The organism is Pseudomonas sp. ZY71 (assembly GCF_036542145.1).
Lineage (GTDB): Bacteria > Pseudomonadota > Gammaproteobacteria > Pseudomonadales > Pseudomonadaceae > Aquipseudomonas > Aquipseudomonas koreensis_A.
Genome location: NZ_CP144274.1, coordinates 4,430,131 through 4,446,380 on the forward strand (window position 1 = coordinate 4,430,131; position 16,250 = coordinate 4,446,380).

A 16,250-nucleotide genomic window follows, 5' to 3' on the forward strand; every position below is an offset into this window, starting at 1 on the left:
TCGCCAGCGCTTAAAGGAGCTGGCAACGTAAATTCTTTAAGTAATGAAGGTGCCTCGACCGGCATAACCGGTCGAAGCGGTACAACCATCAGCCGTAATTAAACGACTGGAGCACGCCAGTCATCGGAACCCGAAGTACCGGATACTTCGTGGGTCCAGGTGATTTTGCGGTAGGTGAACTGCACTTCTTCCAGGTGGGTGAAGTGCGAGTTGCCTGGATCCTGGCAGTTGTGCATTTTGTTGTTGATGGCGACGATGATCGCGTCTTCCAGTTTGGTGGTGTAGTAGTGCTCTTGGGTGCCTTGAGCAGAAGTACGGAACCACTGGATAACGATTTCGCTCATGCGCTCGCCGGAAGTCAGCGCCGCTTGCAGCAGAGGCGAAGCCTTGTCGTAGACCTTGGTGATCACGACTGGCTTGTGAACGCGCTGACCGGTTGGCTGACCGGATTGTGGGTCACGCGGGATGATCACGTCGTGGCTGAAAGCCTGAACCATAACCTGGTCTTCGTGGCCTTCCTGGTAGGTGTTGCCTACGGAGTCAGCGGTGAAAGCGCCTGCAGTGATCAGGCCTTGTTTTTCGCCAGTGACGGACATGTACGCTGGTGTTGCCATGGGGATGCTCTCCTTGCTCAAAAAGACGTACCCGGCGGGCACCATCGCTCACCGGAGTGGCCTTGAGCCATCAAACTTCATGCCAGCTTTCATGCAACCCATACAGATCAAGGCCCCGAGCTCATCGACTGATCTTTTCCTGTGACTAAGCCAATGAAAAACAAGGGAAAGTGCGCAACTTCTTGCGCAGTGGTGTGCAAGAAGTTGCGCACTTGGCTGGAGGCCACGAGCTACGCGGCCTGCAGAGACCTACCCGGGTGAAAATAGGCAAGGCACTGCGCAACTTCTTGCGCACTTGCCCGTGGATGGATAAGGAAGAGCGCCAGATCAAAAGATCGCAGCCTTCGGCAGCTCCTACCATGGGAAACCGGTACCCATAAGGAAAGCGCTGCCGAAGGCCGCGATCTCTTTGCTTTTTGAACCCCTGCGCTATCCTGCTGCCCACTAAAAGGTATCGACACATTCAGCAAGGAGGTTTGCATGCGTACCCTCGAACTGGCCGGCGTCCAGGTTCCGATCATTGGCCAAGGCACCTGGCGCATGGGCGAAGACCGTTCGGCGCACAAGCGTGAAGTGGCAGCGCTGCGCACGGGGATCGAGCTGGGCATGACCCTGATCGACAGCGCCGAAATGTACGCCGAGGGCGGTGCCGAAACCGTGGTCGGTGAAGCCATTGCCGGCCTGCGCGATCAGGTGTTTCTGGTGAGCAAGGTCTACCCGCACAACGCCAGCCGCAAAGGCATCCCGCAGGCCTGCGAGCGCAGTCTGCGTCGGCTCGACACCGATTACATCGACCTCTATCTGTTGCATTGGCGCGGCCAGTATCCGCTGGAAGAAACCGTCGAGGCCTTCGAACGTCTGCGCGAGGACGGCAAGATCGGCCGTTGGGGCGTGTCGAATTTCGATGTCGAGGATCTCGAAGAGCTGTCCAGCTCGGCCTGTGCGACCAATCAGGTGCTCTACAACCTCGAAGAGCGCGGCATCGAATTCGATCTGCTGCCATGGTGCCAACATCAGCGCCTGCCGCTGATGGCTTACTGTCCGATCGGCCAGGGCGGCGCGATGCTGGCTGAACCGGTGCTGAATGAGATTGCCGCTCGTCATGGTGTGACCCCCGCGCAGGTTTCGCTGGCGTGGATTCTGCGTCAGGATGGTGTGATTGCGATTCCCAAGGCTGTGCGACCGGAACACGTGCAACTCAATGCACAAGCCGCGCAACTGCAACTGGAGGCCGGGGATCTGGCGGCGCTGGACCAGGCGTTTCAAGCGCCACAACGCAAGCAGCGGCTGGCCATGGTTTGAGCCAGCGGCTGGCGAGGGCTTCGCGATGAGAAGCACTGATCAGTACGACCCGTTCAACCTGCAACGTTTTGTCCAGGCCCAGGACCCGGTGTTCGAGCGCGTGCAACGCGAACTCGATGAGGGCCGCAAGCGCAGCCACTGGATGTGGTTTGTCTTCCCGCAGTTCGCCGGCCTGGGCGGCAGCGAAATGTCCCGGCGCTACGCCATCGGTTCGGCCGAGGAAGCTCGGGCCTACCTGGCCCACGAGCTGCTCGGCGCGCGGCTGCGTACGTGCACGCAGCTAGTGCTGAAGGTGCAACAGCGTTCGATCGCGGAGATTTTCGGCCATCCCGATGACCTGAAATTTCATTCCTCGATGACCCTGTTCGCGCAGTTTTGCGCTGAAGACAGCGTGTTCAATCAGGCGCTGGAACGCTACTTCCACGGCATTCTCGATGAATGGACGCTGCAGTTGCTTGACTCAAAACAGGCCCAACTGCCCCCCGATCAGGGTTGAAAAATCGTCGTCGACAAACGGCAGAATCGCATCCGCCACCGGTTGCAGTTGCCGGGTGATGTAGTGGTCGTAATCGATGGCGGCGCGGCGCACTTCCAGCGGTTCGGGGCCAGCCAGGGTGATGACGTAGCTGATCCAGCCGCCATTCTGGTATTGCCGTGGGCGCCCGTGCTGGGCGTTGTAATCATCGGCCAGCCGCGCCGCACGCACATGCGGCGGGACGTTGCGCTCGTAATCGTCGAGGGTGCGGCGCAGGCGCTTGCGGTAGATCAGGCGATCATCGAATTCACCGGCGAGGGTTTTACGTACGTAATCACGCACGTAATCCTGATACGGCTTGCGCTGGAATATCCGCTCGTAGAGCTCCTGCTGGAATTGCCGGGCCAGCAGCGACCAGTCGGTGCGCACGGTCTCCAGGCCTTTGTAGACCATTTCATCGCTGCCGTCGGCACGGGTGACGAGACCGGCGTAGCGCTTCTTGCTGCCCTCCTCGGCACCGCGAATGGTCGGCATCAGAAAGCGTTTGTAGTGAATTTCGAATTGCAGTTCGAGAGCGCTTTCCAGTCCGTATTCATCGCGCACGTGCTCGCGCCACCAGTCGTTGACGTGCTTGACCAACGCATGACCGATGTTCGCCGCCTCTTCCTGTCCGTGCGGGCGACGCAGCCAGACAAACGTTGAATCGGTGTCGCCATAGATCACCGCGTGGCCCTGCTCTTCGATCAGCTTGCGCGTGCGCAGCATGATTTCGTGACCGCGCAGGGTGATCGATGAGGCCAGCCGCGTATCGAAGAAGCGGCAACCGCTGGAGCCAAGCACACCGTAGAAAGCGTTCATGATGATCTTCAGTGCCTGCGACAGCGGTGCGTTATGTTCGCGCTTGGCGGTCTCGCGGCCCTCGGCAACGCGCGAGACAATCGACGGCAGGCAGTGACGGGTGCGCGAGAAACGCGCACCACGGAAGCCCGGCACCGAATCGTTATCGTCCGGGTGCTGCAAACCTTCGATCAACCCGACCGGGTCGATCAGAAAGGTACGAATAATCGACGGGTAAAGACTCTTGTAATCGAGCACCAGCACCGATTCGTACAAACCCGGCTGCGAGTCCATGACGAAACCGCCTGGGCTGGCCTGTGGCGGATTGGTGCCGAGGTTCGGCGCGACAAACCCCTGCCGATGCATCAACGGCATATACAGGTGGGTAAACGCCGCCACCGAGCCGCCGCTGCGGTCCGCCGGCAAACCGGTGACACTGGCGCGCTCCAGCAGGAAGGTCAGCAGTTCGGTCTTGGCGAAGATCCGCGTGACCAGTTCGCAGTCCTTGAGGTTGTACTTGGCCAGCGCCGGTTTGTCCTCGGCGAACATGCGGTTGATTTCGTCCATGCGCTGGTACGGGTTGTCGATGGACTTGCCTTCGCCGAGCAACGTCTGGGCGACGTTTTCCAGACTGAACGAGGGGAAACTCCACGTTGCCGAACGCAGGGACTCGATGCCGTCGATGATCAGTCGCCCCGCCGCCGAGGCGAAGTAGTGATTGCGGCTGCCATGTTCACGCCACTGCATCTCTTCGCCGCCACGGCCGAGCTTCAGCGGCACGCCGAGGCGCCGTGCATGTTCGTGGAGGATGCGCAGGTCGAACTGCACGACGTTCCAGCCGATGATCGCGTCGGGGTCGTGGCGGGCAAACCAGTCGTTGAGTTTCTTCAGAATGACCGTGCGCGAGTCGCAGTATTCAAGGTCGAAGTCGACGATGCTGTCATCGCCGTTCGGCGCACCGAGCATGTACACCTGACGTTCGCCGCAGCCTTCGAGGGCGATCGAATACAACTCGCCGGTTTCGGTGGTTTCGATGTCGAGCGAGACCAGGCGCAGTTTCGGTCGGTAATCGGGGTCGGGTTTGAGCTGGGCGTTGAGCAATACGCCGTCGGCATCGGGCGTGCCGCTGAACCGCACCGGCGCGGTGATAAAACGCTCCATCAGGTAGCGTTCCGGCGGGCGAACGTCGGCTTCGTAGACGTCGACCCCGTTGCGGTTGAGCGCGGTTTCCAGGCGCATCAATTGGCCGTGTTGCTGGCAATACAGACCGAGCACCGGGCGATGTTCGAAATCCTGCAGGGCCAGCGGGCGCAGTTCTACATTCTTTTCATCGTGCAGCAGGCGTTCGGCCGCTGCGCGCTGCTCGGCGGGGATAAACGCCACCGACGACTGATGCGGCAGGCGCACACGGCGCGGCCCGGCGTCGGTCGCCAGCCAGAACTCGACTTCGGTGCCGGCCGGGGTATCGCGCCAATGCCGGGTCAGGACGAAGCCCTGCGGTAAATCCACCACTGCAACCTCAGGAATTGAATCAGAGAGGCATTCTACGCGGCATTGCCTGGGATGACTCTGGCGATAAATCGGCGCCAACCACGGAAAAAACCGGCGAATGACGTTTTTTGCGTGTTATCTGCCGCTTTGCCACCTTGCCCTGCGCGCTTGCGTCTACGATGCTTGGATAACAACGACAACACCTGAGTAACCGCCATGAAGACCGTCGCCCAACTGCTCAAGCTCAAAGATCAGAAGAATCAGGAAGTGCACCAGATCAAACCCGATCACATGGTGCTCGAAGCGCTGATGAAGATGGCCGAGAAAAACGTCGGTGCCTTGCTGGTGGTCGAAGACGACAAAGTGGTCGGCATCATCAGCGAACGCGATTACGCGCGCAAACTGGTGCTGCATGGCCGCTCATCCGTGGGCACACCGGTGCGCGACATCATGGTGGCGAACGTGATCACCGTCGACACCCACCAAACCGTCGACACCTGCCTGGGCATCATGTCGGACAAACGCTTGCGCCACTTGCCAGTGGTCGAGAACGGCAAGCTGATCGGCTTGCTGTCGATCGGTGACCTAGTCAAGGAAGCGATTGCCGAACAGGCGGAGCTGATCAAGCAGCTGGAGCAGTACATTCGCGGGGAATAACCTCAAAAACACCGCCGCCCCCCCCTGTAGGAGTGAGCCTGCTCGCGATAGCGTTCTGTCAGTCACCTTGTTTTTAGCTGACAAACCGCTATCGCGAGCAGGCTCACTCCTACATTTGAATCTGCGGTGTGTTCAAGAAGGCCAATGCCGGGCAAAGACCGGCGCCAGCACCGGGTGCCGGTCAATCCGCTGCAACCACGCATAAAACCCCGGTCGCGTCTGGCGCAAATGCTCGCGACTGCCCGCCCAGCGTGTCACCACCGCCGCCAGCACATCCAGCGCCCCCGGCGTTTCGTCATCCAGGTACAGCTCGGCGGAAAACTGGTCGGCAAACACCTCCCAACTCCAGTGCAAGCGCTCACGCGCGCCAGCGATCAGATTCTGCCGTGAGGCTTCGTCAGGCATCAGCAGCCAGCGCTCCGGGTAATCGACGACGCCGATCGCCGCGTAGCAATTGCTGACGATGTACACCAGGCCGCGAATCGCCTGATCGCGATCATCCGCCCTGACCGGCAGCAGGCCGGACTTGGGAAACGTCAGGCCCAGATGAATCAGGATCGCCGCGCTTTCGGTGATGGCGCTGCCGTCGGGCAGTTGCAAAGTCGGTATCTGCTTGAGTGGATTGAGCTGGGCCAGCGCCTCGGCGGCTTCGGTGCTGGCTTCGATATCAATGAAGCGGTAAGCGATCTGGCACAGTTCCAGCGCCGCTTCGATGGCGGCGGCGCCTGAGTTTCTGTGCCCGTAGAGCTGGTACATATCCAATCCCCCCGAAAAGGCCATTGCCACAGGGTAGATGGCTGTAGCGCGGATGTAGAAAAATTCTGTCTGTGTATCGGTTTTGGCACGGTTTTCCCATGCACTCGCGACTTGCGAATTCAAACCTCGCAAAACAGCGCTGGCGGTGCCCATCCCGCACCAAGAGCAATCATCGAATGCTATCCGCGTTCTTGTAAGGTGCGATACCGAACCAAAAGTTCGCGTATCCGAGCTGGCAACAAGGAGTTCACCGCGTGAATCTTCAAACGCTCTGCCGCATCACAGCCTCTTTGCATTTATCCGTTCGCCGCCGAGTTCATTCGAACAGTCCCGGCTGCCCTCACAATTACTTTATTACCTGACACCTCGACAGCGCACTGCGTTCGGCAATGAGTTATTGGCCGACGGCAGCGTGCTATTTATTTTTTAAATAAGACTTGGGCAGTTATTGCACAAATGCAGTGTGCATTGAACGACAGCAGGATTGTCGAACAATAACTTTCGGCGCCATTGCAAGTGCACCAAAACTGCTCCACAGACTTTAACTATTCAGTAGTTCAAACAGTGATTTCATTTAAACAACAACAAGGAACATGCCCCGTGAGCCGCTAAAACATTGACCTGCACCAAATCGGTCCGCCGCGCACCAGCAAGTGCCCGGACCGCCAGTCACGACGCCGCTCTATCCCGCCATTCAGCGGGATACCGCGTACAGCTTGACTCGCCTCTGAAAAAGCTCCGCCAACAGGAGTAACGGGAGTCTGTGCGCCGGATAAAAACCACGGCAGTGGCGAAACTTATATAAATGCGACATGGGTAACACTCATGAAATACGCACTCTACATTTCAGCAACATGTGGCACAGCGGTTGCTATGTGTAACAAGCATGAGACACCGACCGTTGTCTTACGCAATAGAAGAACAACCAGGGAATGGCCAATGAACACTCGAAGTCGATGACGCTAAGCCAGTAAGTTTGCACAAGCCTTGTTAACCGGATAGTTCAACTAACTATAGGCTTCTGCTCACCGTGAAGAAAGTTGCACCCACCCACTCGAACATCCCCCGGATGTTCGGACGGCACCTTATTGCCCTTCATCAACCCGAGGGAGCTTTAATGAACGATGCGGTAAAGCACAGAACCCTACCGGGGCCGTTGCGGGAAGCGCCAATTCCGCCGCCACCGGGCAGGCCGGCGTTTAAAGCCAATACCTCGCAACCTGGCGGGCTGAACAAACAGCAGATGGTGTTGCTGGTGGCTGTGTCGGCGCTGATACATGGCGGCGCCTGGTGGTTTCTCCAGCAATCCAAAACAGAGCCATTGCCAACGCCACCGCAGATTCCGGAAATGACCGTCGAGCTGACCAGCCCGACGCCACCGGCACCGCCGACGCCGGAACCACCACCCCCGCCTCCTCCGCCGCCACCGCCGGAACCTGAACAACCGGTGGAAGACGAGGACGCGGTCAAGCCACCGCCGAAACCGGTGGAGAAACCCAAGCCGATCGAAAAACCGAAACCGGTCGAGAAGCCGAAACCGGAGAAAAAGGTCGAACCGCCGAAAGCCCCACCCGCCCCGGCACAACCGGCCGTTCCTGCTGCACCTGCGACACCTAGCGCACCGCCGGCCCCTGCCGCTGCGCCGGGTCCGGTCAAGGAATCAGCAGCGATCTCCGGCCTCGCCAGCCTCGGCAACCCGCCGCCGGAATACCCGTCGCTGGCACTGCGGCGCAACTGGGAAGGCAGCGTGGTGCTGCGCATTCAGGTACTCGCCAACGGTCGCGCCGGCACGGTGACGGTGACCAAATCCAGCGGCAAGCCGCAACTGGATGACGCCGCCGTCGCCGCTGTGAAGAACTGGAAGTTTATTCCGGCCAAACGCGGTGACACGCCGATCGACGGCTTCGCCACCCAGACCATCGATTTCAAATTGCCGCAATAACCGAACGCTCAATCAACGCACAACCGAATAACGCAAGCGAGGTGTCACCATGAACGATTTGTCTTCGATGATTGTCCCCGGCGTGCTCTGGGGTCTGGTGCTGTTTTCCGTGGTCAGCTGGGCGATCCTGCTGGTCAAGTCGGCGCAGTACCTGCGGCAGAAAGCGCAGAACAAACAATTCACCAAGGCCTTCTGGGGCGCGCCGGATCTGCTCACCGCCGCCGAACACGCCAGCCAGTATCCGGGCGCTCTGGCGCGCATCGCCAGCAGCGGTTTCGAGGCGCTGCTGGTGGAAGATTCGCCGCGCACCACCCAGCAATTGGCGCACACCATCAACCGTTCGGATCGCCTGGAACGCAACCTGCGCCAGCAGATCCAGAAGGAACGCCGCTCGCTGGAAAACGGCCAGGCGATCCTCGCCAGTATCGGCAGCACCGCGCCGTTCATTGGCCTGTTCGGCACCGTGTGGGGAATCATGGAAGCGCTGAAAAGCATCGGCGAAACCGGTTCGGCCAGCCTTGAAGCAGTGGCTGGGCCGATCGGCCACGCGCTGATCGCCACCGGTGTCGGCATCGCCGTCGCGGTGCCGGCGGTGCTGATTTACAACTTCTTTCTGCGCCGACTGAAACTGGCCTCGGCGGACATGGATGACTTCGCCCACGACTTCGACGCCCTCGCCTCGCGCAGTGCGTTTTCCATCAGCCGTCAGGCCATCGCCAGCAAAACCACAGCCGCCGTGCGGGAGGCCAGCTGATGTCTTTTTCTACGCAAGACAGCGATGAAGTGCTCAGCGAAATGAACGTCACGCCACTGGTCGACGTGATGCTCGTGTTGCTGGTGGTGTTCATCGTCACCGCGCCGCTGATGACCAACGCAATCAAAGTCAACCTGCCGAAAACCGATGCCGTCGCCCCCGCCGAAAAGAAAGACCCGGTGGTGGTCAGCGTCGATCAGGACGGCAAGTTCTATCTGGCGAAGACCGAGCTGGCGCCGGAATCGCTGGAAGCCAGCCTCAAAGAGGTCAAGGCCAAGGACGCCGAGGTGCGCGTGCAGTTGCAGGCCGACTCCGCCGTCAATTACGGCCAGGTGGCCAAGGCCATGGCGTCGATCGAACGCTCGGGCATTACCAAAATATCGGTGATGACCACCCACTGAGTGCGGTGGCGGCCGCGTCTTGAGAGACGCGCCCGCCACCGCCCGCTGAATCCTGTCGCAATCAGCCGACCGAAAAAACGCCACGCGTCTTCGGAGGGGATCGGCTTGCTTGAAGAAAGTGGTTTTCCGCACGCGGTATCACCGATAGCGGAGCAATGAGGGGCTCACAAGGCCAATTCGATAACGTCTAAAAAGTCGGAAATAACCATGCTGATGAACACTCCACGCTTCACGCTCAAACCTTTGGTGGCAACGATTTCTCGTCACCGTTTTGTTCCGTTGTATCTGGTGGCCATGGGGATGGGCGCCGGGACTGTGCAGGCGGCCGAGGACGACAACGCTTCCGTCCCGGCGGCAGCGGCAGTGGTAGCGCCGACCACGCAACTGCAACGGGTGGAAGTGACCGGTTCGGCGATTCGCCGGGTCGATGCGGAAACGGCGGTGCCGATCACCATTCTCAAGGCCGATGAGCTGCGCAAACAAGGCGTGACCACCACCGCCGAACTGGTGCAGCGCATCACTGGCAGCCAGTCGATCAACAACAGCGCAGGCTCGGTCGGCGCAGCCACTGGCGGCGCCTCGTTCGCCGACATGCGCGGCATCGGCGCGAACAAGACGCTGGTGCTGCTCAACGGTCGACGCCTGGCCAACAACGCCTTGTCCGGGACCAACTCGGCTGGCGGTGCGGTAGATCTGAACATGATCCCGTTTGCCGCCATCGAACGCGTGGAAGTCCTGCGTGACGGCGCCTCGGCCCTGTACGGCACCGACGCCATCGGCGGCGTGATCAACTTCATCACCAAGAAATCCCTGACCGACGGCCAGTTGACCCTCGGCGGCGAAACCCCGACTCACAGCGGCGGCGGTGCAACCAAAGACATGAGCGCCAGTTGGGGCTACGGCGATCTGGAAGAAGACCGCTTCAACGTCCTCGGCGTGTTCAATTACAACAAGCAGCAGAACCTCGACGCCAACGACCGCTCTTTTGCCACTGACTACGCGCCCGGTCGCGGCCTCGATCAGACCTCGGGCACCGCGTTCCCCGGCAACTACAGTCAAAACGGCAACGCCACCAACCCGCTGGCCAACAGCAATTGCAACGGGCCGAACCTGATCGCCCGCGACGGCTTGTGCCGCTTCAGCACCCGCGAATACATCGACCTGGTGCCACAGACCGAGAAGACCTCGTTCTTCGGCAAGACCACCGGCAAACTCGGCGACGATCACAACGTCAACCTCGAATACTTCTGGTCGCGCAACAACAACGCCACGGCGATCGGCCCTGCGCCGTTGACCGGTCTGAGCCTCGATTCTTCGTCGCCCTACTATCCCGGCAACGGCATCACCCCGGCGCCCACCGATTTCGCCCTCGACCCGACCCAACCGGTCGATGTGAACTGGCGCGAAACCGCTGCCGGCCCGCGCGAATCGAAAGACCAGAACACCAGCCAGCGCTTTTTGCTCAGTTTCGATGGACTGGTTGGCGGTTGGGATTACAACGTCGGCGCCTCGTACAACCAGAACAAAATCGTCTCCAGCGTCACCAGCGGGTATGTCAGCGATCAAGCGATGATCAACGGTCTGGCCAGCGGTTTGCTCAACCCGTTCGGCCCGCAGTCCGCCGCCGGTCAGCAGTACATCGATAACGCGGCGTATCACGGCGCCTATTCCACTGCTGTGGGCCGTGTAGCCGGTTTCGATGGTCGTATCAGTCGTGAAATCGGCGACTGGTTCGGCGCCGGCCCGTCCGGTCTGGCCCTGGGTGGCGAGTACCGCAAAGAGAAATTCCATCAGGACTTCGAGTCGTTCGCCGGCGACATCCAGAGCCTCGGCATCGACCCGGCTGGCAGTGTCGAAGGTGACCGCAGCGTGAAAGCTGCGTACGCGGAAATCAACGTGCCGGTGCTCGACAGCCTGGAACTGTCCGCCGCCGTGCGTCACGACAAATACAGTGACTTCGGCAGCACCACCAACCCGAAATACTCGTTCCGTTATCAGCCGTTGAAAGAGCTGGTGGTACGCGGCGCGTACAGTGAAGGCTTCCGTGCGCCGTCGCTGTACGAGCTGTATTCGCCGCGCAGCATCACCTTCACCCAGGGCTACTACAACGACCCGGTGCTGTGTACCGGCGGCGTGGTACAACCGGGCCGCAACGGCGGCCGCGATTGCGGTCAGCAGTTCCTCAACCAGATCGGCGGCAACGAGGACCTTGCCCCGGAGAAAGCACGCAACGTGACCCTCGGCTTCGTCTACCAGCCGATCAACAACCTCTCGGTAGGTCTGGATTTCTGGTGGATTCACATCTCCAACCAGATCCAGCCGTTCCCGGAATCCACCGTGTTTGATCAGGCCGGTTCCTACCCCGATCGCTTCGTGCGCAATGCTGACGGCACGCTCAACTACATCGTCACCGGCAACGCCAACCTCGGCATCGTTGAAACCAACGGTGTCGATGTGTCGCTGGATTACCGCTTTCCGAACACGCCGTACGGTCAGTTCGGTCTGGGCCTGCAAGGCACCTACGTCGATGAATACGACTTCCAGAGCACCATCAAAGGCCCGTTCACCGACAAGGTCGGCGACTTTCAGGGTGACGGCGTGATCGCGCGCTGGAAGCACAACCTCACCGGCAGCTGGACCTTCGGCGCGGCGCGGGCGGCGCTGACCAACCGCTTCACCACCGGTTACAACGACTACGACCGCGACACCCACGCGCGCGTGGCGTCGTATTCGGTGTGGGATCTGTCGGCCGGTTACACCTTCAACAAGGTGCTGGATGTCGATGCCGGGATGAAGAACGTGTTCGACCGCAACCCACCGTTCTCCAACCAGGCCTACAACTTCCAGAGCGGCTATGACCCGCGTTACACCGACCCGCTGGGGCGCACCTTGTTTGCGCGCATGACTTACCACTTCTAACCAAGAGCACCGCAACTCCTGTAGGAGTGAGCCTGCTCGCGATAGCGTTTTTTCAGTCAACCTTGCAGGGTCTGACTTGGCCTCATCGCGAGCAGGCTCACTCCTACAGTTTTGATTTGTGTGCATTCAGGAATTAAGGAGTGATTGCATGAGTTTTTTGCGCAACATGGCGGGCCTGCTTCTGGGCAGTGCGCTGCTATGCACCGGCACCTCGGCGCTGGCAGGCGGTAGTTATGCGCTGACGGTGTACGGCGAGGCGCCGAAGTATCCGGCGAACTTCCAGCACTTCGATTTCGTTGATCCCAAGGCGCCCAAGGGCGGTTCGCTCAGTCGCGCGTCGATGGAGATCGGCCAGTACAACTACATCAGTCCGTATGCCGATCAGGGCATTTCCGTGGTGCAGGTCAATGACTGGGTGTATTCGCCGCTGGCGTTCCGTTCACTCGACGAGCCGTACACCGTCTACGCACTGGTCGCGCAACAGATCGAGCGCGATCCCGAAGGTATGTGGGTGCGTTTCACCCTCAATCCAAAAGCACGTTTCGCCGACGGCACGCCGATCACCGCCGAAGACGTGCGCTACACCTTCAACCTGTTGATGACCAAGGGCAGCCTGAGCTATCGCCAGCAATACGCCGACGTCCAGGACGTGCTGATCGAAGGCCCACGGCAGGTGCGCTTCACCTTCAAGAACAACCTCAACCGCACCCTGGCGCTGGATCTGGCGACGATGCGCGTGGTCCCCGAACACTGGTGGAAGACCCGCGACTTCGCCAATGGCGGCGGTTTCGAGCCGCCGCTGGGCAGCGGCCCGTACCGGGTGAGCAAGGTCGACGCCGGGCGCAGCATCAGTTTTCAACGCGATCCGGACTGGTGGGGCAAAGACCTGCCGGTCAGTCGCGGGATGTACAACTTCGACACGCTCACGGTGAATTTCTACGGTGACACCGACGTCGCCCGGCAACTGCTGCAGGCCGGCGCGTTCGACTACAACCGTGAGTTCTCCTCATCCGGATACGTGGTCGGCTACGACGGTCCGGCACTGCGTGACGGTCGCTTGCAGCAGTCGATTCTGGCGCCGGAAAAACCCACCGCCGCTCAGGGCTTCGTGTTCAACCTGCAGAACCCGATCTTCGAGGATCGCCGCGTGCGTCAGGCGATCAGCCTGCTGTGGGATTTCGAGTGGACCAACAAACAGATGATGCGCGGCTTCTACGTGCGTCAGAACAGCTTCTGGCCGAAGAGCGAAATGGCCGCCACCGCGCTACCTGATGCCGAGGAATTGAAGATCCTCGAACCTTTGCGTGGGCAGATTCCCGACGAGGTCTTCACCGAGGTTTATCAGGCACCGAAAACCGATGGCAGCGGCTACATCCGCGACAAGCAACTGCAAGCGCTGAAGCTGCTCGCCGAGGCTGGCTGGACGCCGCAACACAATCGTCTGGTCAACACTGCGGGCGAGCCGCTGGAGTTCACCTTTCTCGACGGTCAGGGCGGCTTCGACCGCATGTTGCTGCCGTTCAAACGCACCCTCGCGCAGATCGGCATCACCCTGAATTTGCGCCGGATCGATTCGGCGCAATATGTCAACCGCCTCAACGCCCGCGACTACGACATGATCGTTACCAGTTTCCCGCGCAGCGGCGATCCGATCGTCTCTCCCGGCCGCGAGTTGTACAGCCTGTATGCCTCGCAAAGTGCCACACAAATCGGCAGTTCCAACTCGATGGTGCTGGCCAACCCGGCGGTCGATCAACTGATCGACGGACTGGTCCAGGCCAACACCCGCGAAGCCATGGTGCATTACGCCCGCGCCCTCGATCGGGTGCTGCAATGGGGTTACTACATGATTCCCAACTACTACTCCAAAGGCACGCCGACGGTGTATCAGAACCGCTTCGGCATGCCGCCCGTGCAACCGGCGTACGACGAAGGCCTCAACACTTGGTGGGAGGTATCGGCCAAGGCGCTGAACACGCAGCAGATGCACAGCCAACTCGCGGGAGGCCAATGACATGCTGCGTTATCTGAGTCGACGTTTGCTGCTGATCATCCCGACGCTGCTGTGCATTCTGGTGGTCAATTTCCTTATCGTGCAGGCCGCGCCGGGTGGCCCGGTCGAGCAGGCCATCGCCCGCTTGCAAGGCTTCGGCGGGCACAGCATGGGCGGTGGTGGCGAGGTTGCTGCGGTTGGCGGCGCGGGTCGCAGCAGCCGTGGTCTCGATCCGGCGCTGATCGAGGAGATCAAACACCATTACGGTTTCGACAAACCCATGCACGAACGCCTGTGGCTGATGCTGAAAAACTACGCGCAGCTGGATCTGGGCAGCAGTTTCTTTCGCGGCGCCAAGGTCACCGATCTGATTGCGCAGAAGCTGCCGGTATCGCTGTCGCTGGGCTTGTGGGCGACGTTGATCACCTACCTGATTTCGATCCCGCTGGGCATTCGCAAAGCGATCAAGAACGGCAGCGCGTTTGATGTCTGGAGCAGCACGGCGATCATCATCGGCTACGCGATGCCAGCGTTTCTCTTCGCAATTCTGCTGATCGTGGTGTTCGCCGGTGGCAGCTACGTCAACTGGTTCCCGGTGCAGGGCCTGGTCTCGGATAACTTCGACAGCCTGAGCACGCTGGGCAAGGTCGGCGACTACCTCTGGCATCTGGTGTTGCCGGTGACGGCGCTGGTGATCGGCGGCTTTGCCACGTTAACGATCCTGACCAAAAACAGCTTCCTCAACGAGATCAGCCGCCAGTACGTGATCACCGCCCGGGCCAAGGGTCTGACCGAGAGGCGCGTGCTCTACGGCCATGTGTTTCGCAACGCGATGTTGTTGGTGGTGGCCGGTGTGCCGTCGGCACTGATCGAGGTGTTTTTCGCCGGTTCCTTGCTGATCGAAACCATCTTCAACCTCGACGGCCTCGGGCGCATGAGTTACGAGGCAGCAGTGTCGCGGGATTACCCGGTGGTGTTCGGTGCGTTGTTCCTGTTCACCCTGTTCGGCCTGTTGATCAAGCTGATCGGCGACCTCTGCTACACCCTGCTCGACCCGCGCATCGACTTCTCGGCGAGGACTGCCTGATGTTCACTCTTTCTCCTCTTGGTCAACGTCGCGTTGCGCAGTTCAAGGCCAACCGCCGTGGACGCTGGTCGCTGTGGCTGTTTATTGGTCTATGCCTGATTTGTCTAGGCGGTGAATTGATCGCCAACGACAAGCCGCTGGTGATCCGTTATCACGACGCTTTCTACTTCCCGATCCTCAGCGATTACCTGGAAACCGACTTCGGTGGTGAGCTGCCATTTCAGCCGGATTACGCCAGCAGTTACGTACACAAATTGATCGAGGATCAGGGCGGCTGGATGCTGTTTCCGCCGATTCCGTTCAGCTACGACACGGTCAATTACGACCTCAGCGAACCGGCGCCGAGCCCGCCGTCGTCGAGCAATTGGCTGGGCACCGATGATCAGGCGCGTGACGTGTTGGCGCGGGTGATTTTCGGCACGCGGATTTCGATTCTGTTTGCGCTGATCCTTACCGGCATCAGTGCGTTTATCGGCATTGTCGCCGGGGCGTTGCAGGGTTATTACGGCGGCTGGGTCGACTTGCTCGGGCAGCGCGTGCTGGAGATCTGGTCGGGGTTGCCGGTGCTCTATCTGCTGATCATTTTGTCCGGGTTCGTCTCGCCGAGTTTCTGGTGGTTGCTGGGGATCATGGCGCTGTTTTCCTGGCTGGCGCTGGTTGATGTGGTGCGCGCCGAGTTCCTGCGTGGGCGCAATCTGGAATACGTCAAAGCTGCGCGAGCGCTGGGCCTGACCGACAACGAACTGATGTGCCGGCATATCCTGCCCAACGCGATGACCTCCACCCTCACCTATTTGCCGTTCATTCTGACCGGCGCCATCGCCACGCTGACCGCGCTGGATTTTCTCGGCTTCGGCATGCCCGCCGGCACCGCGTCGCTGGGCGAATTGATCGGTCAGGCCAAGCGCAATCTGCAAGCGCCGTGGCTGGGGTTGACGGCATTTTTTGCCCTGGCGCTGATTCTGTCTTTGTTGGTTTTTATTGGTGAGGCTTGCCGTGATGCATTCGATCCCCGGAGCTGA

At 60.1% G+C, this 16,250-nt stretch carries 13 protein-coding genes; 10 read left to right on the forward strand and 3 right to left on the reverse strand.

Annotated features, from left to right (window positions below; all coding sequences use genetic code 11):
* Positions 1–98: 98 nt before the first annotated feature.
* Positions 99–614: an Hcp family type VI secretion system effector gene (locus VY732_RS19640; protein ID WP_007919523.1), complete on the reverse strand. Its 516-nt coding sequence runs from the start codon at positions 612–614 to the stop codon at positions 99–101.
* Positions 615–1,094: 480 nt separating this feature from the next.
* Between VY732_RS19640 and VY732_RS19645 the strand changes: the two genes are divergently transcribed.
* The gene (locus VY732_RS19645) at positions 1,095–1,916 is read left to right on the forward strand and encodes an aldo/keto reductase (protein WP_331691544.1); all 822 of its coding nucleotides are present in this window, start codon (positions 1,095–1,097) and stop codon (positions 1,914–1,916) included.
* A gap of 25 nt (positions 1,917–1,941) precedes the next feature.
* Positions 1,942–2,412 (forward strand): DUF1810 domain-containing protein, encoded by a 471-nt coding sequence (locus tag VY732_RS19650; RefSeq protein WP_007918280.1) that lies wholly within the window; start codon positions 1,942–1,944, stop codon positions 2,410–2,412.
* Here the strand turns inward: VY732_RS19650 and VY732_RS19655 are convergent.
* The gene (locus tag VY732_RS19655; RefSeq protein ID WP_331691545.1) at positions 2,377–4,737 is read right to left on the reverse strand and encodes a DNA polymerase II; all 2,361 of its coding nucleotides are present in this window, start codon (positions 4,735–4,737) and stop codon (positions 2,377–2,379) included. The genes VY732_RS19650 and VY732_RS19655 overlap by 36 nt on opposite strands.
* 198 nt (positions 4,738–4,935) lie before the next feature.
* Between VY732_RS19655 and VY732_RS19660 the strand changes: the two genes are divergently transcribed.
* Positions 4,936–5,376 (forward strand): CBS domain-containing protein, encoded by a 441-nt coding sequence (locus tag VY732_RS19660; RefSeq protein ID WP_008084932.1) that lies wholly within the window; start codon positions 4,936–4,938, stop codon positions 5,374–5,376.
* A gap of 132 nt (positions 5,377–5,508) precedes the next feature.
* Here the strand turns inward: VY732_RS19660 and VY732_RS19665 are convergent, their stop codons facing one another.
* Positions 5,509–6,132, reverse strand: coding sequence for a glutathione S-transferase (locus tag VY732_RS19665; protein ID WP_331691546.1), 624 nt, complete (start codon positions 6,130–6,132; stop codon positions 5,509–5,511).
* 1,117 nt (positions 6,133–7,249) lie between these two features.
* On the opposite strand from VY732_RS19665, the gene VY732_RS19670 reads away from it, so the two are divergent.
* From VY732_RS19670 to VY732_RS19700, 7 genes are all read left to right on the forward strand, one after another.
* The gene (locus tag VY732_RS19670; protein WP_331691547.1) at positions 7,250–8,074 is read left to right on the forward strand and encodes an energy transducer TonB; all 825 of its coding nucleotides are present in this window, start codon (positions 7,250–7,252) and stop codon (positions 8,072–8,074) included.
* Between the two features lie 67 nt (positions 8,075–8,141).
* Positions 8,142–8,828: a MotA/TolQ/ExbB proton channel family protein gene (locus tag VY732_RS19675; RefSeq protein ID WP_371044186.1), complete on the forward strand. Its 687-nt coding sequence runs from the start codon at positions 8,142–8,144 to the stop codon at positions 8,826–8,828.
* Positions 8,828–9,229: an ExbD/TolR family protein gene (locus VY732_RS19680; RefSeq protein WP_007918272.1), complete on the forward strand. Its 402-nt coding sequence runs from the start codon at positions 8,828–8,830 to the stop codon at positions 9,227–9,229. The genes VY732_RS19675 and VY732_RS19680 overlap by 1 nt, the downstream gene beginning before the upstream one ends.
* Before the next feature lie 207 nt (positions 9,230–9,436).
* Positions 9,437–12,148, forward strand: coding sequence for a TonB-dependent receptor (locus VY732_RS19685; protein ID WP_331691548.1), 2,712 nt, complete (start codon positions 9,437–9,439; stop codon positions 12,146–12,148).
* 148 nt (positions 12,149–12,296) lie between these two features.
* Complete coding sequence (locus VY732_RS19690; protein WP_331691549.1) at positions 12,297–14,162, forward strand: extracellular solute-binding protein; 1,866 nt, start codon at positions 12,297–12,299, stop codon at positions 14,160–14,162.
* A 1-nt stretch (position 14,163) separates the two neighbouring features.
* The gene (locus VY732_RS19695; RefSeq protein WP_123594117.1) at positions 14,164–15,228 is read left to right on the forward strand and encodes a microcin C ABC transporter permease YejB; all 1,065 of its coding nucleotides are present in this window, start codon (positions 14,164–14,166) and stop codon (positions 15,226–15,228) included.
* On the forward strand, positions 15,228–16,250 hold the full coding sequence (locus VY732_RS19700) for an ABC transporter permease (protein WP_134174889.1): 1,023 nt from the start codon (positions 15,228–15,230) through the stop codon (positions 16,248–16,250). The genes VY732_RS19695 and VY732_RS19700 overlap by 1 nt, the downstream gene beginning before the upstream one ends.